Below are 21,908 nucleotides of genomic sequence, written 5' to 3' on the forward strand. Positions count from 1 at the left end.
GTTCCCCGTGAACGGCGCCGGAGCCAGTGACGGGCGTGACCGTTGTCTGGCGAGGGCGGTGTGGCCATATGAGGCGCAACGAGACGAGGAGCTATTCATGGCCGAGACCATCAAGGTGGACATCCCGCACAAGCTGACCCGCGAGACCGCGCGCCAGCGCATCGACGACGGGTTCGACCGCGTACGTCAGGACATGCTGGGGGGCATGGTCAAGTTCGAGGACACCTGGACGGGCGACCATCTGGATTTCACCGCGCGGGTCATGGGCCAGCGCGTCACCGGCCGCCTCGATGTGCTCGACGAGTCGGTGCATCTGGAGATCGACCTGCCGAGCTTCCTCGCCGCCATCGCCGAGAAGCTGAAGGGCCGCCTGCGCAAGGAAGGCCAGGTCCTGCTCGAAAAGAAGTAGGGGCCGGTTCTTCCGAAGCCTATTTCAGGACGCCCGTCAGGGTCGCCTTCTCGGTCTTCACCGTGCCGCCGTTGCGGCCCGATTCGATGGCGAGGATGCGGCCGAGACCGGGCACCTGCGAGCCGACGCGTACGCGCCAGAGTTCGCCCGGCGAGGCCAGATGTGCCTCGGCCTGGAAGACCATGATGATCTGGAAATCCTCGGGCTTCAGCGGCACCGCCCGCACCACGGTCGACACCGGCATGGCATCGACGCCGGGTGCATCACCCTTGTCGGTCGATCCGGTCTCGATCGGGTCGATCGCGTCGTCGCGCATCGCCGACAAGAGCAGCCGGTCGAAATAGCCCGGGTCCAACGACGAGATGGCGTTGACGCCACCGAAGAAGAGGATGGACAGCGCAAAGAGCGTGCCGCCGAGGAACCCGATCCGGTCGGAACTGGATTCGTCTGCAGCTTTCCTGCGACCGGCGTCGGAAGATGGGGAAGCTGACGCGGACAAGGCGACCTCGACGAAGGCTGGATTTCGGGGAGCCAGCCGCCGGAACTGGTCCGGAGCTGGATTGCCCATCCAACATCGCATCGAACGGTTAATGCTTTCTGCGCCGCCGGTGCGGCGGGCTCAGACAGTGCCTTCAGGATTTGTTCGGCTTGTGCGGGTTATCATCGGGCATGGCCGGAACCCCGAATCCCGACAGTCACGAAAGCCGGATGGCGTCGCGCCGCCGCACGCGCCTGCGCCCGGTCAAGCTCGTCACGGTTGCCGGGCGTTTCATCGAGGACGGAACGGCCATCGACGTGTCGGAGACTGGCTGCCGCATCCGGCGGTTCGGCACCGGCCGGGTTCCCGCGCGGCTGGCGGTCTATGACGAGGCGGACAACAGCTTCCGCCTGGCGCTGGTGATCTGGTCGCGGGGACCGGAGATCGGCGTGCGCTTCGTCGGCACGCCGCGCGCCGGCACGCGGGCCGACGTCCACCGCCTCACCGGACGCTTCTACGCCGTCACCGGATGACGGCGCGGGGTGCTTACCCCGGCCGTCCGTTGCGGATGTCGTCCTTGGCGATGTAGTCGAACTGGTCGACCAGGATCTCCTTGACGAGTTCCTCGCTGTAGCGGGCATTCACGGCGTCGCGAATCCCGTCGGTCAGCGAACTCAGGTCGAACCGCGTCGGCTCGTCGAAGTCGAAACCGTCGGTCGTGTAGAGCCGGCGGAAGGCCTCGTCGAGGATGAACGGGTCCGGCGGCACCTTGAGCTGGGCCACCGTCTTGCCGTCGATCGTGTAGACGAAGCGCGCCAGGATATAGCCCCGGATCGCTGAATCCTTGATCATCGGGATCGTGATGTTCTCGGTCTTGCGGTAGTCGAGCCCTTCGAAATAGTCCGGCTCCGCCACCTCGCTCGGGGCGGAGTTGATCGACGCCATGACGTAGCTCGATCCGAGCGTCACGGCACAAACCCATAGACCGACCGCGAGGAGCTTGATCACCGTGCGGCTGCCCGGCGGCCCATCTGGGCGCTATAGGTGCCGTCGGATTCTGCTTCGGTCATGGAGCGCGAAATCATCTCCGAGACTTCGTGGCTGGCCGTGACGTGCAACTCCAGCGTCCGGCGGTTCTGCTCGAGAAGTCCGGCCAGACGCTTCAGGCGGTCGCCGAATTCCGGCTCGACATCGTCGCGTGCCGGCATGCGGCGGCTGAGGCGGCTGAACTCCAGAAGGCTCTGGTTCTTGCGGGCCGCGATCTCGCCGAGATCGATCGGCGTGCCGCTGGCCAGGGCGCCGGTTTCGGCGGTGAGGACCGCTTCGAGGCGGTCGACGGCTTTGCTGAGGGCGAGGTCCACGATGTGCAACTCCTATTCTGCGATGTTGTCGCGCATGGCGCCGGCGCGGGCGAGATCCGCCTGGCGCAGCATGCGCTCGAGGCCGCTGGTCGCCGACACGGCGCCGTTGTCCGAGGCGAGGCTGGTGGTTTCGCGGCTGCGGATCGAATCGGCGATGCCGATGCCGCCGTTCTTGGCCAGCTCGTTGCCGATTTCCTCGGCCATCATCGAGCGCCAGACTTCACCGGCCGTGCCTTCGCCGAAATAGTTCGAGGCTTCGGTCGGCAGCATGGATTCGACGAAGTTGCGCAGGACGAAGCCCTCGAACTGTTCGAGCGGCGAGATCTCCCGGGAGCGGTGCTTGACGAGCGGAACGATGGGGGCGGCGGGGGCGCTGCCACCATCGGGCTTGTTGGTCTTGACCGCGTCGAGGGCCGCCACGAAGGTCTCGCTGCCGCCATCGGGGCTCTTGCGGGCAGGTGCTGTCCTGGCGCTCGCCATCTGGGCGGCGGGCAGGAGGGCATGGAGGCTGGCGGTGCTGGTCATCGGCGGGTTCGCGGTTCAAACACGGGAAGGTTCGAACCGCTTCTACCGGCGCAGGCTTATTCGAAGCTGGGGTGACGGCGGGCCAGATGCCCCTCGACGCTGCTTTCGAGGCTGCGCGTTTCCTCGTCGGCATCGCGGTTGCGCCGGGCGTCGTCGCGCACCTTCTCGACGCCCTTTTCGGCGCGGCGCGTCGTTGTGATGCGCTGTTCGGTGGCGCTCTGGTCGGCCAGATTGGCGCTGCGCTTCACCTCGTTGCGGCGCAGATTGCGGACCTTGGCCTCGATGAACAGGCCGTGCAGCTGCGACTCGGTACCGAGACTGTCGAGCAGGGCGACGTCGTCCTTGTCGATGGTCTCGCGCTCCTGGCGCAGGTTCGACAGGCGCCATTCCTCCAGGAGCCGCTTCTGGCCCTGGACCTTGAGGATGCGGTCGAGCCGGCGCACACGCGATCTGTCGTCGCTCATCCCACCAGCACCCAGCGTTCGAAATCCTGCATGAACAGGATGAGGAAATCGCTGATCGTGTAGCCGAGCAGCACGAGGCCGCCGGCGAGAACGAAGGGTAGCGAGATGAAGTAGATCGGGATGGTCGGCGTCAGCTTGTTGGCGAGGCCGATCGCGAAATTGACGACGACGCCGTAGAGCACGAACGGGCTGGAAATGCGCAGGCAGAGCAGGAAGGCCTCGTCGAGATTGTCGGTGATGTTGACGAGGCTGCCGCGGATCGAGAAGCCGGCGGCGGCCGGCATGGCTGAGTAGGACGCGACCAGCGCCCGGGCGATCTCGGCATGCAGGTTGAGCACGAAGATCAGCGTCGTCGCGGTCAGCGTGATCAGCGAGGCGACGGCCGGCATCGGATCGCTCTCGTCGATCGGCACGCCCATCTGCATGCCCATGCCGATCGAGTTGGCGATGACGTGGCCGGCGAACTGCAGGGCGATCATGAAGCTGCGGCCGAGCAGGCCGATGAACAGCCCGTTGAGGATCTCGGAGATCATCAGTGCCACCTTGCCGTTGTCGTCGGCCGCCGCGACCAGCGGCTGCAATGTCGGCAGGAGGGCCGGCGACAGGGCCACCGAGACGGCGAGGGACAGGAACAGGCGCACCTGCAGCGGCACGCGCGACGACGAGAAGCCCGGCATCAACAGGAGGCAGGAGCCGAAGCGGCAGAAGATCAGGAACAGCGAAAAGACGAGTTCCGACAGTTCCACGCTCATGAGATCGAACCGAGCGCCCGGATATCGACGCCGCGTGCGATCTCGAGATGCGAGAGCACCGGCAGGGTGACGAAGATGCGCTCGATCATCATGCGCACATACGGGCGGGCGTCGGGCGCCGCGACCAGCACGAACATCTCGCCCTGGTCCATCTTCTCGCGGATGACCTTGGTGGCTTCGGTGGCGAACTGCTCGACGAGGCGCGGGTCGATGTCGAACTCGACGACCTCGCCCTTGGCGTCGCGCTTCAGCGCCTGGTGGAAGGCGAGGTCCCACTGGTTGCCGAGGCGCAGGACGCCGAGCTGGCCGTTGTGCAGGAGATCGCCGCAGATCTGCTGGGCCATGCGCATGCGCACATGCTCGACGATCTGCTCGGACCGGCGCACATGCGGCGCGATCTCGGCGATGGCCTCCAGGATGAGGTTCAGGTTGCGGACCGAGACGCGCTCGGCGAGCAGCAGCTTGAGCACCGCCTGCAGGCCCGAATAGGACATGTTGGCCGGGATGATCTCGTCGATCAGACGCTTGTATTCCGGCTCCAGGCGATCGAGCAGGGTGCGCATGTCCTTGTAGGACAGGAGCTGCGCCAGATTGTTGCGGATCGTCTCCGACAGATGGGTGAGGACGATCGACAGCGTGTCGATCGGCTCGAAGCCCTGGCGGCGCACTTCCGTGGCGAAGGTCTCCGACACCCAGGCGGCGCGCATGCCGAAGGCCGGCTCCTTGGTCAGGTCATGCGGCACGTCGGGCGCGCCGGCGTCGCCCAGGACGATCATCGACTCGCCGAGCCGCAGCGGCTGGGTGGCGATGGTCGTGCCATGGATCTTGATGGCGTAGGATTTCGGATCGAGCGCCAGATCGTCGGACAGCTTGATCTCGGGCACCACGAAGCCGTAGCGAGCGGCGAAGCGGCGGCGCATCTTCTGGACGCGGTGGGCCATCTCGTCGCGCTGCAGGAGGAGATGCGCCGAGGTCTGCTTGCCGAAGACCAGCTCGATCTCGACGATCTTCAGCGATTCCTTGACCGAGTTGCGCTCGGCGTTCTGGGCGACCTGCTTTTCCTCGGCGACGGTCGCCGCAGCCTGGCGCAGTTCCTCGTTGCGGCGCTTGGGAACGAGATAGGCGATCGACGCCATGATCCCGGCCAGCAGCATGAAGGGAATGAAGGGCAGGCCCGGCAGCAGCGCCAGCAGCGCCATCAGGCCGGCGGCGACGGCGAGGGCGCGCGGGTAGAAGCCGAGCTGGCCGAGAACGGCGGTCTGGGCCGCGCCGCGGGTGCCGCCCTTCGACACCAGAAGGCCGGCGGCCAGCGAGACGATCAGCGCCGGGATCTGCGAGACGAGGCCGTCGCCGACCGACAGCTTGGTGAACACCTCGGCGGCGCCGGCGGCATCCATGTCGTGGCGGGTGATGCCGATAATGATGCCGCCGAAGACGTTGACGGCGGTGATGATCAGGCCGGCGATGGCGTCGCCGCGCACGAATTTCGAGGCACCGTCCATCGAGCCGAAGAAGGCGCTTTCCTCTTCCAGCTCCTTGCGGCGGGCCTGGGCCTGCTTCTCGTCGATCAGGCCCGACGACATGTCGGCGTCGATGGCCATCTGCTTGCCGGGGATGGCGTCGAGGGTGAAGCGGGCGCCGACTTCCGCGATACGCGTGGCGCCCTTGGTGATGACCATGAAGTTCACGACGATCAGGATCACGAAGACCACGATGCCGATGAAGAAGTCGCCGCTCATGACGAATTGCGAGAAGCCGCCGATGACGTGACCGGCGGCGTTCACGCCCTGGTGGCCCTCGGACAGGATCACGCGCGTCGTGGCGATGTTCAGCGACAGCCGCAGCATGGTCGCGAGCAGGAGAACGGTCGGGAAGGCGGAGAAATCCAGCGGCTTCTGGATCCACAGGGAGACCATGAGGATCAGCACCGACAGGGCGATGGACAGCGCCAGCCCCATGTCGATGAGAAAGGCCGGGATCGGAACGAACAGGACGGTGAGGACGAAGACCACGGCAACGGCAAAGCCGATGTCGCGCCCACCCTTGGATTCGACGGAGGCGATGGGATTCAGCGTGTCGACGGCCATAGGGGGCCCTTCTGCGGCATTGCGTTCCGCCAGACCCCAAAGCTCAGACGGGCTTCATTGCCCATTGCGCCATATCATCCGGCGCTTGTTCGTCGCAGACGAAGGTTGCACCGGGCTGACCCCTTCGGGTCGGAAGGCGCGCCCGCAGGCGCCACCAACCTAGTCTTCCGCTTCGGCGCGGACCATTTCCAGCTCCAGCCAGTCGTCCTCGGCCTTGGCGAGGGCCGCACGGTCCCTGTCGATCCCGGCGGCCAGCTTGGCGAAGCGGTCCGGGTTCTTGGTGAACAGGGCGGGATCGGCGATCTCGGCTTCGGCCTTGGCGATCGCCGCTTCCAGCTTGGCGATCTCCTTGGGCAGGTTCTCGAGCGCGAATTTCTGCTTGAAGGACAGCTTGGACGATCCGCCCTTGCCGGCGCCGCCCCCGGAGGCGCCCGGCGTGCCGCCGCCGCTCTTGCCGGCACCGTTCTTCGCGCCGCCCTTGTCGGACGGCTTGCCGGCGGAGGCCGCGGCCTTGGCGGCGTCCCGGCGCTGGGCGACCATGTCGCTGTAGCCGCCGGCATATTCCAGCCAGTGGCCGTTGCCGTCGGGCGAGATGACGCTGGTCACGGTGCGGTCGAGGAAGTCGCGGTCGTGGCTGACGAGAAGCACGGTGCCGGGATAATTGGCGATCAGCTCCTCGAGCAGATCCAGCGTCTCCATGTCGAGGTCGTTGGTCGGCTCGTCGAGGACGAGGAAGTTCGCCGGCGTCGCCAGCGTCTTGGCCAAGAGCAGGCGCGCCCGCTCGCCGCCCGACAGCTTGCCGGCCGGAGTACGGATCTGCTCGGGCGTGAACAGGAAGTCGCGCAGATAGCCGACCACATGGCGCGGCTCGCCATTGACCATCACCTGGTCGCCACGGCCGTCGGTGATCGCGTCCTGCACCGACAGATCGTCGGCCAAGGCCGCGCGCTTCTGGTCGAGGAAGGCGAGGTCGAGATTGGTGCCGAGCTTCACACGGCCGGAATCCGGCTTCAGCTCGCCGATCAGCATCTTCAGGAGCGTCGTCTTGCCGACGCCGTTCGGGCCGACGAAGCCGACGCGGTCGCCCCGGGCGATGCGGGTGGAGAAATCGTCGACCAGCGTGCGGCCGTCATAGGCCTTCGACACGTTAAAGGCCTCGATGACCAGCTTGCCGCTCTCGCGCGTGGCGCTGGCCTCCATCGACACCTGGCCGATGGCGCGGCGGGTGTCGCGGCGCTGCTGGCGCAGATCGTGGAGGGCGCCGAGCCGGCGCATGTTGCGGGTGCGCCGCGCGCTCACGCCATAGCGCAGCCAGTGCTCCTCGCGCACGATCTTGCGGTCGAGCTTCTGCAGGTCGCGCTCTTCTTCTTCCAGCACCTTGTCGCGCCAAGCCTCGAAGGAACCGAAACCCTGGTCGAGGCGCTTGGCCGCGCCGCGGTCGATCCAGACCGTGGAGCGGGTGACGCGTTCCAGGAAGCGGCGGTCATGGCTGATCACGACGACGGCGCTCTTCATCTGGCGCACCTCGTCTTCCAGCCATTCGATGGTCGGCAGGTCGAGATGGTTGGTCGGCTCGTCGAGCAGCACGATGTCCGGCTCGGGCGCCAGCGTGCGCGCCAGAGCGGCGCGGCGAGCCTCGCCGCCCGACAGGTGATGCGGCTCCATGTCCTCGGTCAGGCCCAGCGCGTCGAGGCACATGGTGACCCGGTAGGGATCGTCGGCGGGCCCGAGGCCCGAGGCGACATAGGCGCCGACCGTCTTGAAGTCGCCGAAATCCGGCTCCTGCGGCAGGTAGCGCAGGGTGGTGCCGGGCTTCAGGAAGACTTCGCCGCCGTCGGGCTCGACCTGTCCGGCGGCGATCTTCATCAGGGTCGACTTGCCCGAGCCGTTGCGACCGACCAGCGCGATGCGCTCGCCGGGCAGGACGTTCAGCTCGACGCCGGTCAGGAGCGGCGTGCCGCCGAAGGTGAGGCGGACGCCATCAAGGCGCAATAGGGGAGGGGGTGCCATGGCCGCGTTCTAGCGGGGATGGGCGAGTGGGGGAAGTGGCCTTTCGCCTGTTCGGCGTCTGCCTGTGCGCGGCATCCGCCGGCCTATTCGGCCGGCGCCACCGTTCCCGCATCCCGGTCTCTGCCCCGCTCGCGTTGCGCCGCTTCCGCCTCGGCGATGTCGCGCTGCAGCCGGGCCGACTTCTCGGCGTTCGGCGTCGAGAACCGGCCGAGAATGAGATAGGCGACCGGCGTGACATAGAGCGTCGAGAAGGTGGCAAGGCCGAGCCCGCCGACGATGACATAGCCGAGCGCCACGCGCGCTTCGGCGCCGGCGCCCGAGGCCAGCACCAGCGGCACGCCGCCGACGACGGTGGCGATCATGGTCATCATCACCGGCCGCAGCCGGATCAGCGCTGCCTGCTCCACGGCCTCGCGGACCGATAGGCCTTCCTCGCGCAGCTGATTGGCGAACTCGACGATCAGGATACCGTTCTTGGCCATGATCCCGACCAGCAGCACGAGGCCGATCTGGCTGTAGAGATTGAGGCTCGTGCCGAAGAAGTCGAGCGCGAAGATCGCGCAGGCGATGCCCAGCGGCACCGTCGCGATGATGATGAAGGCCGAGACGAAGCTCTCGAACTGTGCCGCCAGCACCAGGATGATGATGACGATGGCGAAGCCGAAGACGAGGGCAAGGCCGCTATTGGTCTCGTTCAGCGTTGCGGCCTCGGCCAGCGGCACAAGGCGCTGGTCGGCCGGCAGGATCTCCTCGGCGAAGACCTGCAGATCCGTCCAGCCTTCCTGGATCGAGTAGCTGTCGGGAATCTGCGCCGACAGCGAGACGGCCCGCGAGCGGTTCTCACGGGTCAGCGCCGGGGCAATCGGCTTTTCCTCGACGCTTGCCACCGTCGACATGGGCACGATCCGCCCGTCGCTCGCCTTCAGGAAGATGTTGCGCATGTCGTCGGGGTCGTTGACCGGATCGGAGCTGGCGATCAGCCTGATCGGGATCTGCTTGTCCTCGACATAGGTCTGGCCGATCTCGCGGCCGTCGAGCAGCGCCTGCATGGCGGTCGCCAGCCCGTCGATGTCGATGCCAAGGTCGGAGGCCCGGGCGCGGTCGATCACCACCGAAAGCTGCGGCTGGGTGGCATCCTCGGACAGTCGCACGTCGCCCCAGCGGCCGTCCGCCTGCATCGCCGCCAGCAGTTCGTCAGCGCTCTCGGCGAGCTCTTCGAAATTCTGGCCGGCGATGGCGAACTGCAGGCCGCGGCCACCGCCGCGAATGCCGAGCGAGTTGGGCTGGATGGCAAAAGCCCGCACGCCGGTGATGCGGCGCAGCTTGCCGTTGATCTCGGCGACGATCTCCTGCTGGCTGCGTGCCCGCACCGCCCAGTCCTTCAGCGACACAACGAGGAAGGCCGAATTGGCCGAGCCGCGGCCGGAGATCGCGAAGACGTTGTCGGCCTCGCCGTTCTCCACATAGGGAATGACCACGTCCTCGACCCGGCGAAGCTGGGCGTTGGTGTATTCGAGGCTGGCGCCCTGCGGGGCGCTGATGCTCATCAGGACGACGCCGCGATCTTCGGTCGGCGTCAGCTCCTGCGGCATCTGCAGGAAGGTGAGATAGGCCGCGAAGGAAAAGATGCCGGCGCCGACGACGATCAGCAGCGGGAAGGCGAGGCTGAAGCGCAGCGAGACGGCGTACATGCCCGCGAGGCGCGCTCCGAACCAGCGCACCGATCGCTGGAACGGGCCGGGCTGACGCTCGGCTTCCCGCGCCTTGAGGAAATACGCCGCCAGCATCGGGCAGAGGGTGAGGGCGATGAAGGAGGAGATCACCACCGCCATCGCCAGAACGAAGCCGAATTCGCGGAACAGGCCGCCGGCCTGGCCCGGCAGGAAGGAGATCGGCACGAAGACGGCCGCCAGCGTCGCAGTGGTGGAGATGACCGCGAAGAACACTTCGCGCGTGCCCAGGACGGCAGCCGCCTGCGGACGCGCGCCCATGTCGCGCTGGCGCACGATGTTTTCCAGAACGATGATCGCGTCGTCGACGACCATGCCGGTGGCCAGAACCAGCGCCAGGAGCGTCAGGATGTTGATCGAGAAGCCGACGAGATAGATGAAGGCGACGACGCCGATCAGCGCGATCGGCATCGTGACCGCCGGAATGATCGTCGCGCGGACATTCAGCAGGAACAGGAAGATCACGAAGATCACCACGGCGACCGAGATGCCGAGGGCGATCTCGACCTCGTGGATGGCGCCGTTGATGAAGGTGGCGTCGTCGCTGGTCACGCGCACGGTGACGCCGTCGGGCAGGGTCTCGTTGAGATTGGCGACCTCTGCGCGGATGCCGTCGGAAATGTCGAGCGTACTCGACCCGGCCTGGCGCACGACGCCCATGCCGACGCCGGTCTCGCCGTTGCGGCGCAGCTGGGACGCGGCATCATCGGGGCCGAAGCGCACGCTGGCGACATCGCCGAGCCGGGTGCGGTCGTCGAGGAAGATGGTCTCGAACTCTTCCGGCGAGGTCACGTTGGCGTCGGCCCGCACGATCAGGTCCTGCGAGGGCGATCCGAGCGAGCCGGCCGGTACGTCGAGCGCGGCGTTCTGCAGCGCCGTCGAGACGGTGCCGAGGGTCAGGCCGCGCGTCGCCAGCTTGTCCGGGTCGACGTCGACATAGATGACCTTCTCGCGCTCGCCGTAGATCTGCAGGTCGGCAACGCCCTCGACGGCGGCGAGCTGATCGGCGATCCGGTCCTCGACCAGCGTCGTCAGGTCCTCGATCGACAGGCCGGGGGCGGTGACCGCCAGGCGCATGATCGCCGAGGCGTCGGCGTCGGCCTTGACGATGCGCGGCTCCTCCGCGCCTTCCGGCAGGCTGTTGGCGATGCGGCTGACGGCGTTGCGCACGTCGCTGGCGGCGACGTTGAGATCGGTAGTGTCGGTGAATTCGATCGTCACCCGGCTGTCGCCGAATTCCGACTTCGACGACACCGAGGCGATGCCCGAAACGCGCGCCACGGCGCTTTCGATCTCGCTGGTGATCTGCCGGTCGACGGTTTCGGGAGACGCCCCGGGAAAGTCGATGGACACACTGATGACCGGGCGGTCGACATTCGGCAGTTCGCGCACTTCGATGGCGCCGAAGGCGGCGAGGCCCGCCACCACGATCAGCAGGTTGACCACGATGGTCAGCACCGGCCGGCGGATGAACAGGCTGGTGAAGGCAGTGATGCCGTCGGGCTTGGCCGGCGTGCTCATCAGCGGGCGGCTCCCGCGGAAGCCTGACCGCCGACCTGCGGCTGCTCGGCCGCATTGGCCTGCGCAATGCCGACGAGGCCCTGCGCCGTTGCGCGGTCGTCGCTGCCGGGCTTCGGCGCGGTGCTGGCGGAGGGGACCGGCGCGGCAGGCGCGGCGCCGTCCGGCGCGGGGGCGTGATTGATGCTTTCGACGGCGCCGCCTTCGCGGACCGACTGCAGCCCTTCGACGACGACGGAGTCGCCGGCGGCGAGATCGTCCGAGGCGACCAGCACACGGTCGATCGTCCGCTCGACGATCCGCACGGATGCCTTCTGTGCCTTGCCGTCGACGATCTTCCAGACGATCGGACCGGTACGCTCCCAGACGACAGAAATGGGGTCGACCGACAGGAAGGTCTCGCCTTCCAGCGACAGCGACACGCTGAACGACATGCCCGGACGCAGATCGTCGGAGCCGTTCTCGATGCGGGCCTCGGTGCGCAGGGTGCGGCTTGCCTCGTCGAGACGGCTGTCGATGGCGGTAATCTCGCCCTCATAGACCGTGTCGGGCCGCGCGGTGGACACCGCTTCGACCGGCGTGCCGATGGCCAGCTGCTGCACGAAGCTTTCCGGCGTATAGAAGATGACCTTCAGATGCTCGCGGTCGTCCACGGTGGCGATCACCGTATCGGTGGAGACCAGATCGCCGCGATCGACGGCGATGATGCCGACCCGCCCGGAGATCGGCGCGCGGATGTCGCGCTTGCCGAGCGCGATCTCGGCGGACCGCAGGTCGAGCCTGGCATTGTCGCGCTCGCGGGTCACATCGGTGACCTCGACGGCGCTGAGCGTGTTGGCCCTTTGCAGGCGCTCGAAGCGGGCGACCTTGTCCTCGGCGGCCTCGAGGGCGAGCCGTGCGCGATCGACCGCGAGTTCCTCGCTGGCCCGTTCCAGCCGGACCAGGACCGTGCCTTCCTCCACCATGTCGGCAGACTGGACGACGACTTCCTCGATGATGCCGGCGGTATTGTCGGGATGGACGACCACCGAACGGGCGGCTTCGCCGGTGCCGATGGACCGCATGCGGGTCCGCGTGGAGCCCGTCGTCACCGGGGCGGAAACGACCATCGTCGCACCACCGCCGCGGCGACGCCCGCCGGAGCGCTGACCCTCGCCGCTGGCGATCTCCGGGGCGGGTTCGCCGGCTTCCGGAGCGATCCACAGAATGGCCGAGCGCAGCGGATCGGGCAGGGGCAGATCCGCTGCGAGCAGGGAACGCCCCGCCGACGGGTCGAACTTGATGTAGGCCGCACCCGCGACGGCCAGCACCAGGATCGTGACGAAGATCTGCTTCAGGAAACCCATGGGATCGCTTGTACTCGTAAGGATTGCGCGAGGTCCGGCCGCCTTGGCCGATGCTGCCAGTATAGGAGAGATTTCGGCGGTTTGCGGCTGGAATTGTTACGAACTGTAATTCAGCCGTAACAACGCGATCACAAGCGTGGCACTTCGGCACGGGTGGCCATTCCCGCACCGAACCGCCCAACGAAAAAGGGCCCGCCTTTCGGCGAGCCCCTTCGATGCGTGCAGTCGGATGTCGCTTAGTTTGCGACGGCCGGTGCCTCCGACGTCGATGCGTCGTTGCCCATCATGCCGCCGTTCTGGATCCGCATGGTCTCGCGGTTGTCGGCGTAGGTGTCGGCGTTGTACTCCGGCGCGTTCTCGAGCTGCTCCTCGGTGAACTGCGTGTAGAGATACATCGAGCCGTTCGCGTCCTGCATGAACTGCAGGTTGTCCATGGCCACGGCCACCGGCTTCTCGCCAATGCCGAGGAAGCCACCGACATCGACGATCACGGCGTCGACCGAACCTTCGGCGTTGAGCGCGATGTCACCGATGTCGCCAACGGTGGAGTCATCGGGACCGTAGACGGTCGTGCCCATCAGGTTGTCGGCGGTCAGCTGAGCCGAGTCGGTGACCGGGGTCATCTGCGAACGCTCGGACGAACCACCGACCGAAGCGGTCGTGTCGTTCTCGGCGGTGGAGTTCGCCGCCATGCCCGTGCCGGCTGCCGTACCGGTCGCCGTCACGACACCGTCCGTCGCGGCCATGTTGTCGGCCGGCTGCTCGGTGGTCTCGGCCGCATCGGCAACGCGCTCGGTCGGCTCATCGGTCGGAGCTTCAGCCGTCGGCGTCATCTCGCCTTCGTTCTCGGCCGCCATCTCGGACGGACGCTCGTCCTCGAAGGAGGAGGCCTGCTCGAGTTCCTCGCGGGTAGCGGAGGCTACGATGCGAACCTCGTCACCGTCGGCGCGGGTCATCTCGAGACGGTCGAACGGAACGGCGACGTCCTTCTCGCCGATGCCGAGGAAGCCACCGACGCCCACGACGCCTGCTTCGACCTGGCCGGACGACGAGACGACGAGGTCACCGATGTCGCCGAGGCTTTCGGCATCCTCACCCGGGCCGGAATAGACCGACGCGCCGATGAGGTTCTCGCTAAGATACTGGTCGGCACCGACGGTGCTCGGATACTCGCCCTGACCGGCGGCAGCGGTCTCGACCGGCTGGGAAGCCGTCTCCGAGGTCGCGGAACCGGCAGCCATCGTGTTGGTCTCGGCGGCATCATCCGCTGCGACCGGAGCCGCCGGTGCGGCGGCCGTCTCGGTCTGCGGCGTGGAAGCAGTCCCCGTACCCATGGCGTCGCCGCTCATGCCGGCGTCGGTTGCAGCAGCCTGTTGCTCGTCCGGCATGGTGAACTCGGGAGCCTGTGCCAGCTGATCGGCACCGGCGCTCAGAACGGCGCGGACATCGTCCTCATCGGTCATGGACCAGGAGATCTGGTCGAACGGAATGGCGACACGGCGCGATTCGTCGTTCACGGTCGCATCGACGACCGCTGCGACGACCTTGCCGTCACTGCCGACCAGGAAGTTCTCGATCTCACCGATCGATTCTGCATCCTCGGCGTCGCTCGCGTAGATGGTCTTGCCGTTCAGCTCCGACGCCAGATACTGGTCGGCGGAGAGATTGCGGAGATAATTGCCGGACTGGGCGGCCGTGGCGGTCGCGTTGGCATCGGCGGATGCTTCGACCTTGGCCGGGGCCGTGGTCTCTGCGGTCGTGGCGGCGTCCTGCGCATAGGCACCCGTTGCGATAACGGATGCGAGAGCGGTAGTGGCAAGCAACGTGCGGATCATGATAAGACCTCCTGGTCTATTGTTTCCGATAGGCGACTGCCGCGCGGCATGGTGTCGTGGAAAACATGTGTCGCGCGGCATCTGGGAGAGGAAGAACTGAGCGGCCGTAAGGTTCCGGTTCTCTTCCTGTTTTTTGCCATCCAGCGCAGCGGCGCTGCGCCGGATGCATGCTTGTGTCCTGCTTCAGGCAAACACCAGAACGCCGAACAGCAGCATGAGCAGCAGGCCCACCAGCACGATGAAGATCAGGATCTTCGCGATGCCGGCAGAGGCCCCGGCGACGCCGCGAAAGCCCAGAAGGCTGGCGACGGCGGCGACGATGAGCAGAATGACGATCCATTCGATCATGGTAGTCTCCTAGTGAGGGCGCGGGGGAACCGGCGCCTGGCGTTTGTATGGGGGGCGAACGCCCCATCGTCCCGGTGGTTCCGATCGGCAACTATCGATGGATGCGATTGGTCGTGTCTGGCGGACGTGGCGATGCTACAGGGGCGGCCTAGTTAGTCGTCCGCTGCCCAGGCTCCCGCAATACGCGTTCCGGATCACCCCCCATGAAGATTCTCGCTCTCCTCAACCGCGACGGCGGCAGTCTGAAGACAACCGATCTCGGACAACTCACGACATTGATGCAGGACGAGTTCCGGATGCACGGCCACGAGCTGACCGTGGACGACTGCTCGGGAGACGAGATCGTCGCTGCCATCGGAAAGGCGGCCGAGCGCGAGGATATCGACGTTCTCCTCGTCGGTGGTGGCGACGGCACCGTCTCGGCGGCGGCCACGGCGCTGGCGAACGGGCGCATTGCGCTCGGCATCCTGCCGGCCGGCACGATGAACCTCTTCGCCCGCACGCTGCAGATTCCGCTGCCGTTGGATCAGGCGGTGGCCGCACTCGCCTCGGGCGTCATCACGCCGGTCGACATCGCCTCGGTCAACGGCACGCCCTTCGTGCACCAATATGCCGTGGGCCTGCACGCCCGCATGGTGCGCATGCGCAAGAAGATCTCCTACGCCTCGCGGCTCGGCAAGATGATGGCGACGACCCGCGCCGTCTTCATGGCGCTGCGGCGCTTCCCGGTGGTCGAGCTGGAACTGGAGATCGACGGCGTCATGCAGCGGATCGCCAGCCCGGCGATCGCCATCTCCAACAATCTCTACGGTGACGGCCATATTCCCTATGCCGACGATCCGAGGGGCGGCGAGCTCGGCATCTATATCTGCATCGACCGCGACCTGCGTTCGGTCCTGAAGGTCGCCGTGGACATCATGCTGGGAACCTGGCGCCAGAACCGGAGCCTGAAGGTGACCTCCGCGCACGAGGTCCGGATTTTCTACCGCGGGCGCCACCATCGCAACCGTGCGGTCCGGGATGGCGAACTGGTCGATATCGAGCCGGAGATGACCGTGACGCTGACCCCGAAGGGGTTGAACGTCCTCGCGCCGAGCGACGCGACCTATCTGCGCTGACAACGCAAGAAGGGGCGCAGCCCGGCTGCGCCCCTTCTCATATCTGCTGTCGTATCACGGCGGCTGCGGCGATCCGCGGTATCAGACCTTGGACGGTCCTGTATCGTCCGGCGCCTGGGCATCCGAGCGCTCGTCGGGATCGAAGCCTGCGGCATCGAGCGAGCCGTAGCTGTGGCCGCCGCTCGCCAGCATGTTCAGCGCTTCGTTGACCTGCTCGCGCATCGGATCGAACTCGTCGGCGAGATCGATGTTTTCGCGCGTGCCGAGGCGCTGGGCGATCTCGTGCAGGCGGGCTTCGCGTTCCTCGATCGGCATCTGGGTGTTGTTGAGCAGGTCGCTGATCTCGTCCTGCGAGATCGGCTGGGCAATGCCGGGCTGGTCGGCGTCGCCGCCCGGCTCCTGATCGACCGCGATCACTTCACTCTGCGGATGTTCGTTCGGATCGGGCATGGCACCTCTCCCTGTGTTGGGCGTCCATGACGGACGCCGGTATGCGAAATTACTGGGCGCTCTCGGCTTCGGGCGCGGCCGTGTCGGAATCCTGCGGCGTTGCAAGTCCGCTGCCGTCGGTCGTCGGCGCCTCGGCCGGCTTTTCGATAGCCTCGCCTTCGACGGCGACATCCTCGTCGGGCATCGTCCAGGCGTAGATGCCGAGACCGGCAAAGACCACGGCGCACAGGGCGAGGCCGGCGACGAGGATCATCAGCACCGGTGTGCCCTTTTCGCCCTGACGGGCGCGATTGGGATCGATATTGGACATATGGGTTCCTCCGGACGACCCCGCCGCGTCTGGGCGGCCGGTGGCGTCGATTGTTGTCAGTCGGCGAGAAGCGTCTCGATCCGGTCGATCGGGTGATTGGTCAGCGTCTTGGGCACTTCACCGACGATCCGGTCCTGAACTTCCTTGTGCAGTTCCTGGCGCAGTTCGCCGAGGACCCTCGGGGGAGCGACGAGGACGAGCTTCTCGAAGCGATTCTTGTGAGCCATGCGATAGAGGATATCGCTGAGGTCCTTGGCGAACCGGTCTTCGGCAAGCTGATGCCAGTCGGTCTCCGCCACCGACGAGCGATGCGCCGATCCCTGGTCACCCATCCGCCCGGGGCGATCGGTACCCTGCTCGCGATCCGGCGGATTGTCCTGTTCCTCGACGCGGCGCACCGCGAAGTTGCGAAGTTCGTCGTCGCCCTCGTTGCAGAGGAACAATGCCTTCTGCCCGTCGGCGACGAGAATCCATGTGTCGTGGTCGATGGTCGGAGCTGTCATGGGAACACCTCGTTTCGTTCGGGACCGCGATGAGCACGGGGCTCGGCGCGACCGGGCCGCGGGCGCGCCGAACGTCTCAGTGGTAGCGGCCGTCGCGTTTGTAGGCGGCGATCGCCCGCCACACGCCCCAGCCGCCGGCGGCGACCATGGGCAGGATGAGCAGGCCCTTCTTGCGCTTCACCGTGCCGAGGATCAGCGGCAGGTTGGAGACGGCGGCGACACCGGCGATGGACGCGATGTCACGCTGCAACCGGTCGTCCGCCCGTTTCTTCGGCGGACGCCGGGCGATGATGACCGCAATGTAGGTCAGGATCACCAGCACCAAGAACACGCCGGCGAAACCGAGCGCGGCCGGAAGCGGGCCGAAGATCTGGGCGAGGTAGACGAACAGCGCCAGAAGCAGCGACATCGCCATCCCGAGGGCGAAGACGGCCATCACGACATAGAGCGCGACGACCCGCTTCATCCGCGCGAGGAAGACGCCCGCCTCGCCGGTGATCAGCTTCGTAACTAGCTGAGAGAGCATGATCAGCGGCGGAAGATGCGCGCGTAGAGATAGCCGGCGGCCGCGGCGATCAGGACGCTCTTGATCGGCTCGGCACGGACGCGCTCGCTCAGCTGCTCTTCCAGGTCGGACGCTGCATCCTGAGCCTGCTGGATATAGCGCTCGCCGCGCTCGCGCACGTCGTCACGCAGGGCGAACACGTTGCGACGGGCATCGTCGGCCTGGTTGGAGGCCAGCGACTTCAGCGCATCGGTCACGCCGGCGAGATCCTTGCGGAGATGATCGATCTGGGTTTCCAAATCCGCCTTGTCCTCAGCGGTGGAAGCGCCCCCCGGAGTGCCACCGGACTGGAAATTGTGGGGGGTGGTATCGGAAACCATGCTGAACCTCATTCGAAATGAAACTGACGATCCGGTTGTCTCCTCCATTCGGAGGTGAGCGATCCGGTTCTGACTGAAACTGTTTCGAGGGCTTGGGGTTCCCGGTTTGGCGAGGGTTTTCTCGCGATGCAGCGCGGCGCCGCGCTGTTTGCCGACGTGGCCTCAGGCGGCCGGCGCGACGCCGATGATCTGGGAGGAGATCGAGTCCGGCCCGTATTCGCCGTCACCCTCGATGCCGAGAAGTTCGCCGATGCGGGTCCGGGCCCGCGACACGCGGCTCTTGATGGTGCCGACGGCGCATTTGCAGATGTCGGCGGCTTCTTCATAGGAGAAGCCGGACGCGCCGATCAGGATCAGGGCTTCGCGCTGATCGTCGGGCAGCATGTCGAGCGCCTTGCGGAAATCCTGCAGGTCCAGATGGCCATGCTGTTCGGGATGGCCCGCCAGCTGCATGGCGTGGATCCCGTCGACATCCTGAACCTCGCGGCCCTTCTTGCGCATCTGCGTGTAGAACTCGTTGCGCAGGATAGTGAACAGCCAGGCCTTGAGGTTGGTGCCGGGCTGGAAGGTGTGCTGCTTGTCCCACGCTTTGACGAGGGTCTCCTGCACGAGGTCGTCGGCGCGGTCGAACGACCCGGCGAGCGAGGCCGCGAATGCACGCAGATTCGGGATGATGGCGATCAGATCGCTACGGAAATCCGTCTGTTCTGTCATGGGAGCCTACTTGCTGCCCGCCTTGGACGACGACTCGGCGGCATCCAGCGCATCCAGCAGCGACAGGAAGCGGTCGGGGACCGGCTCGCTCGCGACATCGTCGTAATAGGCCTTCAGACGCTTGCCGATGGCGGACTGGACGCCGTTGTCCGACGAGCGCTCCGATCGCTGTGCGTGGGAAGTCTGCATGCTCTCGTCCTTGCTCTTCCGGTCGTCCATCACGCGTCTCGAAGCACGGTTACGGCAGTCCCGGAGCGCGGCGCTCTGTTCGAATTCGCGTGTCTGGCGTTCGGCATGGTGTGCATTCGTAGCTCGCATTGCTTCCAGTCGAGGTCGGAATATAGACGCAGACATCGGCGCCTCAAGTCCAAGGCGATTTTTGCCCTGGAATCCAAGCGCCGAGGTTTCCATCCGACTTCAACATCCCATCTGAAAGGGCTGGGAGGCGGATCCGGTTCCCGGTCACGGAACTTTATTTCGACAAGGACGTTTCCGAGCGCATTGTGAACGTGTTTGTCTCGATCGACTCGAGGGGTTTTTATATGTCGATGTCATCCCGCATAGCGCCGCATATTCCGTATCTTCGGCGCTATTCCCGGGCTTTGAGTGGCTCGCAGGCGAGCGGCGACGCTTATGTGGCTGCGGTTCTGGAAGCGCTGATCGCCGATCCGAGCCTGTTCTCGGACGACCAGACGCCGCGCATTTCGCTCTACAAGCTGTTTTCCTCCCTTTGGCAGTCCGTCGAAGTGAACATCCGCGAGGATGCCCCGACCTCGGCCTGGGAAGAGAAGGCGTCGCATAATCTGAAGGCGATCTCGCCGCTGCCGCGGCAGGCCTTCCTGCTCGTCGCCGTCGAGGGCTTCACCTCGGAGGAAGCCGCGACGATCCTGAGCATCGACGAGACGCGCTTTTCCGAGCTGATCGATCAGGCCAGCACCGATATCGGCCGCCAGGTCTCGACCGAGATCATGATCATCGAGGACGAGCCGCTGATCGCGATGGACATCGAGCAGATGGTCGAGAGCCTCGGTCATGCGGTGACGGGCATTGCCCGGACCCACAAGGAAGCGATCGAGCTCTTCGACAAGCAGCGGCCCGGCATGGTGCTGGCCGACATCCAGCTTGCCGACGGCAGCTCGGGCATCGACGCGGTCAACGACATCCTGAACAAGGTGTCGGTGCCGGTGATCTTCATCACCGCCTTCCCGGAGCGGCTGCTGACGGGTGAACGCCCGGAGCCGACCTTCCTGGTGACCAAGCCGTTCAATCCCGACATGGTCAAGGCGCTGATCAGCCAGGCGCTGTTCTTCGAGACCGACAAGAAGGCGGCGGCCTGACGGACGTCGCCTGTTGTCCCCGGCGCGGAGCGTGTCGACCCGTGATGGGCCGGACGCGACCCGCCGGGAGCACTTTGCTTGCGGTGCCGCGGTGGCATCGCCCGACACCGGGCGCCGGTCGCCACGGTCCGGACGGGGCAGGGCGTCGTCGAGGACGGGCGGTCGTTTCGCAGGGCGAGGCGGCAACCCGAATGGTGGCGGACGCGCTCCGTTGTATTCGTGTCGATTGAGCATACGATGTTGGTGAACAAGGTCTTGCGGGCATTGGCGAATACGGAGGTGTCCGTCTTCGCCCAGGATTGTGATCTGCGCTATGCGTGGGTCTACAATGCCGGCGAGTCCTGGCTTGCTCTGGCGGTCGAAGGCATGGCCGATCGCGACATCCTGCCGGCCGGCGCGGCCGAACGCTCCGAAAAGCTCAAGCAGGACGTCATCGACACCCGCAAGCCGGCCCGGTTCGAGCTGTCGACGATCAAGGGCGCCTCGGTGCGCTGGTTCGACATCCGCATCGACGTCGACGAGAACGAAGCCGGCGAGGTCTGCGGGATCATCGGCACCTCGGTGGAGATCACCGAGCAGAAACGCCGCGAAGACACGCTCAAGACGCTGCTGCGCGAGCTGTCGCACCGGTCGAAGAATCTCCTGGCCATCATCCAGAGCCTGGCGAGCCAGACCGCGCGCCATTCCGTCACCGTCCCCGAGTTCCTCGTCCGCTTCCGCGGCCGTATCCAGTCGCTGGCCTCCTCGCAGGACATCGTCACCGACGCCGACTGGCGCGGCGCCGACCTGATGAGCCTCGTGCGGATGCAGGTCGAGCGTTATGCGCCGGACGGAATGGACCAGATCGCGGTGGACGCGCTCGACGTCTATCTGTCGCCGACGGCGTCGCTCCATGTCGGGCTGGCGCTGCACGAACTGGCGGTGAACGCGGCCTCCTACGGATCGCTGTCGGTTCCTGGCGGCTCCGTCTCGATCCGTGCCAGCTTCGACTGGCGCGGCGACGATCAGGTGATCGTCTTCGTCTGGCAGGAGCGCAACGGGCCGCGGGTGCGGCTGGAGCGCGACCCGCGCTTCGGTACCTCGACGCTCGAGCGCATCGTTCCGAACGCCGTCGGCGGCGAAGCGAGGCTCGAATATCTCCCCGACGGGATCCGTTACACGCTGGTCATCCCGGCGGCGCAATACGAGATCACCTCCAACGGCCGGCGCGATTCCGCCTGACGCCGGTTTTCGTAAGGCCGTCGTAACGTAAGCTTCGGGACACGGCCCCGTGATCATGTAGTTCCGGAAAAATCGCGATCCGAACCTACCGCTGTGGAACCTCTCTGCCGAAGGCCCGTTGTAGAGCCAAAGGAGAGGTTCGATGGAACACGTTGCTGCTTTCATGCTGCTGGTCGGATGTTCAGGCGATGCTTCCGTCTGCAAGGAAATTCCGGTTCCCGTCCCCGCATACGAAACCGTTGCCGAATGCCAGCAGGATCTGGGTCTGCAGATCCGCTTGAGCGGTTCGGAACAGCGCAAGGTCTACGGCGCCTGCAAGGCTGTCGACGAAGAGGTCTTCGAGCAGTCCGCGTCCATCGACTGGGCGGTCAGTCGGGACGGTCAGTTGCTGATCACCTTCGACGCCGAGCCGCAGATGGTCGCCTCGCGCTAAGGATCGTTCGACCGGATCGGCCGGGGGATACGATCGTGCACGGGTGATGGAACCAAAACGATAGCGTAGCGTTC

At 66.1% G+C, this 21,908-nt stretch carries 25 protein-coding genes; 6 read left to right on the forward strand and 19 right to left on the reverse strand.

Annotated elements, in window-relative coordinates; genetic code table 11:
* Positions 1-97 precede the first annotated feature (97 nt).
* On the forward strand, positions 98-409 hold the full coding sequence (locus tag ACEQX1_RS11140; RefSeq protein WP_188075584.1) for a polyhydroxyalkanoic acid system family protein: 312 nt from the start codon (positions 98-100) through the stop codon (positions 407-409).
* 19 nt (positions 410-428) lie between these two features.
* Here ACEQX1_RS11140 and ACEQX1_RS11145 read toward each other — a convergent pair whose 3' ends face one another.
* Positions 429-908 (reverse strand): hypothetical protein, encoded by a 480-nt coding sequence (locus ACEQX1_RS11145; protein ID WP_370194223.1) that lies wholly within the window; start codon positions 906-908, stop codon positions 429-431.
* 170 nt (positions 909-1,078) lie between these two features.
* Here ACEQX1_RS11145 and ACEQX1_RS11150 point away from each other — a divergent pair, with 170 nt between their 5' ends.
* A complete protein-coding gene (locus tag ACEQX1_RS11150; RefSeq protein WP_370194224.1) occupies positions 1,079-1,420 on the forward strand; it encodes a hypothetical protein in 342 nt (113 codons plus the stop codon).
* Between the two features lie 13 nt (positions 1,421-1,433).
* Here the strand turns inward: ACEQX1_RS11150 and ACEQX1_RS11155 are convergent, their stop codons facing one another.
* The 11 genes from ACEQX1_RS11155 to ACEQX1_RS11205 form a co-directional block, all read right to left on the reverse strand.
* Complete coding sequence (locus ACEQX1_RS11155) at positions 1,434-1,832, reverse strand: hypothetical protein (protein ID WP_370194225.1); 399 nt, start codon at positions 1,830-1,832, stop codon at positions 1,434-1,436.
* 59 nt (positions 1,833-1,891) lie between these two features.
* Positions 1,892-2,248, reverse strand: a complete 357-nt coding sequence (locus ACEQX1_RS11160; RefSeq protein ID WP_040325827.1) for a hypothetical protein — start codon at positions 2,246-2,248, stop codon at positions 1,892-1,894.
* 12 nt (positions 2,249-2,260) lie between these two features.
* Positions 2,261-2,773 carry a rod-binding protein gene (locus ACEQX1_RS11165; RefSeq protein ID WP_370194226.1) on the reverse strand — a complete coding sequence of 171 codons (513 nt, stop codon included), beginning with the start codon at positions 2,771-2,773 and terminating at the stop codon, positions 2,261-2,263.
* A 56-nt stretch (positions 2,774-2,829) separates the two neighbouring features.
* Positions 2,830-3,237 (reverse strand): hypothetical protein, encoded by a 408-nt coding sequence (locus ACEQX1_RS11170; protein ID WP_024350354.1) that lies wholly within the window; start codon positions 3,235-3,237, stop codon positions 2,830-2,832.
* Positions 3,234-3,989, reverse strand: coding sequence for a flagellar biosynthetic protein FliR (locus tag ACEQX1_RS11175; RefSeq protein ID WP_024350355.1), 756 nt, complete (start codon positions 3,987-3,989; stop codon positions 3,234-3,236). The genes ACEQX1_RS11170 and ACEQX1_RS11175 overlap by 4 nt, the downstream gene beginning before the upstream one ends.
* Positions 3,986-6,076, reverse strand: a complete 2,091-nt coding sequence (gene flhA / locus ACEQX1_RS11180; protein WP_024350356.1) for a flagellar biosynthesis protein FlhA — start codon at positions 6,074-6,076, stop codon at positions 3,986-3,988. Before flhA ends, ACEQX1_RS11175 begins: the two co-directional genes overlap by 4 nt.
* A 159-nt stretch (positions 6,077-6,235) precedes the next feature.
* Complete coding sequence (locus ACEQX1_RS11185) at positions 6,236-8,086, reverse strand: ABC-F family ATP-binding cassette domain-containing protein (RefSeq protein ID WP_370194227.1); 1,851 nt, start codon at positions 8,084-8,086, stop codon at positions 6,236-6,238.
* An 83-nt stretch (positions 8,087-8,169) separates the two neighbouring features.
* Positions 8,170-11,337: an efflux RND transporter permease subunit gene (locus ACEQX1_RS11190; protein WP_370196831.1), complete on the reverse strand. Its 3,168-nt coding sequence runs from the start codon at positions 11,335-11,337 to the stop codon at positions 8,170-8,172.
* Positions 11,337-12,680, reverse strand: coding sequence for an efflux RND transporter periplasmic adaptor subunit (locus tag ACEQX1_RS11195; protein WP_370194229.1), 1,344 nt, complete (start codon positions 12,678-12,680; stop codon positions 11,337-11,339). Before ACEQX1_RS11195 ends, ACEQX1_RS11190 begins: the two co-directional genes overlap by 1 nt.
* Positions 12,681-12,916: 236 nt before the next feature.
* Positions 12,917-14,515: a PRC-barrel domain-containing protein gene (locus ACEQX1_RS11200; protein WP_370194230.1), complete on the reverse strand. Its 1,599-nt coding sequence runs from the start codon at positions 14,513-14,515 to the stop codon at positions 12,917-12,919.
* Between the two features lie 183 nt (positions 14,516-14,698).
* Positions 14,699-14,863, reverse strand: coding sequence for a DUF1328 domain-containing protein (locus ACEQX1_RS11205; protein WP_024350361.1), 165 nt, complete (start codon positions 14,861-14,863; stop codon positions 14,699-14,701).
* Positions 14,864-15,066: 203 nt separating this feature from the next.
* On the opposite strand from ACEQX1_RS11205, the gene ACEQX1_RS11210 reads away from it, so the two are divergent.
* Positions 15,067-15,981, forward strand: a complete 915-nt coding sequence (locus tag ACEQX1_RS11210; protein ID WP_024350362.1) for a diacylglycerol kinase family protein — start codon at positions 15,067-15,069, stop codon at positions 15,979-15,981.
* 81 nt (positions 15,982-16,062) lie between these two features.
* On the opposite strand, the gene ACEQX1_RS11215 is transcribed toward ACEQX1_RS11210, so the two are convergent.
* From ACEQX1_RS11215 to ACEQX1_RS11245, 7 genes are all read right to left on the reverse strand, one after another.
* Positions 16,063-16,431: a hypothetical protein gene (locus ACEQX1_RS11215; RefSeq protein WP_370193667.1), complete on the reverse strand. Its 369-nt coding sequence runs from the start codon at positions 16,429-16,431 to the stop codon at positions 16,063-16,065.
* 49 nt (positions 16,432-16,480) lie between these two features.
* Complete coding sequence (locus ACEQX1_RS11220; protein WP_370193668.1) at positions 16,481-16,741, reverse strand: hypothetical protein; 261 nt, start codon at positions 16,739-16,741, stop codon at positions 16,481-16,483.
* A 56-nt stretch (positions 16,742-16,797) separates the two neighbouring features.
* Positions 16,798-17,244 (reverse strand): host attachment family protein, encoded by a 447-nt coding sequence (locus ACEQX1_RS11225; protein WP_024350365.1) that lies wholly within the window; start codon positions 17,242-17,244, stop codon positions 16,798-16,800.
* A 76-nt stretch (positions 17,245-17,320) separates the two neighbouring features.
* Complete coding sequence (locus ACEQX1_RS11230) at positions 17,321-17,770, reverse strand: hypothetical protein (RefSeq protein WP_370196832.1); 450 nt, start codon at positions 17,768-17,770, stop codon at positions 17,321-17,323.
* A gap of 2 nt (positions 17,771-17,772) precedes the next feature.
* The gene (locus tag ACEQX1_RS11235) at positions 17,773-18,129 is read right to left on the reverse strand and encodes a YqjD family protein (RefSeq protein ID WP_230784647.1); all 357 of its coding nucleotides are present in this window, start codon (positions 18,127-18,129) and stop codon (positions 17,773-17,775) included.
* Positions 18,130-18,291: 162 nt separating this feature from the next.
* A complete protein-coding gene (locus tag ACEQX1_RS11240) occupies positions 18,292-18,843 on the reverse strand; it encodes a sigma-70 family RNA polymerase sigma factor (RefSeq protein ID WP_370193670.1) in 552 nt (183 codons plus the stop codon).
* Positions 18,844-18,849: 6 nt separating this feature from the next.
* Positions 18,850-19,032, reverse strand: a complete 183-nt coding sequence (locus ACEQX1_RS11245; protein ID WP_155898450.1) for a NepR family anti-sigma factor — start codon at positions 19,030-19,032, stop codon at positions 18,850-18,852.
* A 353-nt stretch (positions 19,033-19,385) separates the two neighbouring features.
* Between ACEQX1_RS11245 and ACEQX1_RS11250 the strand changes: the two genes are divergently transcribed.
* The 3 genes from ACEQX1_RS11250 to ACEQX1_RS11260 all read left to right on the forward strand — a co-directional run bounded on the left by ACEQX1_RS11250 (position 19,386) and on the right by ACEQX1_RS11260 (position 21,834).
* The gene (locus ACEQX1_RS11250) at positions 19,386-20,180 is read left to right on the forward strand and encodes a response regulator (protein WP_009210301.1); all 795 of its coding nucleotides are present in this window, start codon (positions 19,386-19,388) and stop codon (positions 20,178-20,180) included.
* Positions 20,181-20,417: 237 nt separating this feature from the next.
* The gene (locus tag ACEQX1_RS11255) at positions 20,418-21,401 is read left to right on the forward strand and encodes a PAS domain-containing sensor histidine kinase (RefSeq protein ID WP_024350369.1); all 984 of its coding nucleotides are present in this window, start codon (positions 20,418-20,420) and stop codon (positions 21,399-21,401) included.
* Between the two features lie 142 nt (positions 21,402-21,543).
* Positions 21,544-21,834, forward strand: a complete 291-nt coding sequence (locus ACEQX1_RS11260; RefSeq protein WP_040325820.1) for a hypothetical protein — start codon at positions 21,544-21,546, stop codon at positions 21,832-21,834.
* Positions 21,835-21,908 lie beyond the last annotated feature (74 nt).

Source organism: Aurantimonas sp. (assembly GCF_964217435.1).
Lineage (GTDB): Bacteria > Pseudomonadota > Alphaproteobacteria > Rhizobiales > Rhizobiaceae > Aurantimonas > Aurantimonas coralicida.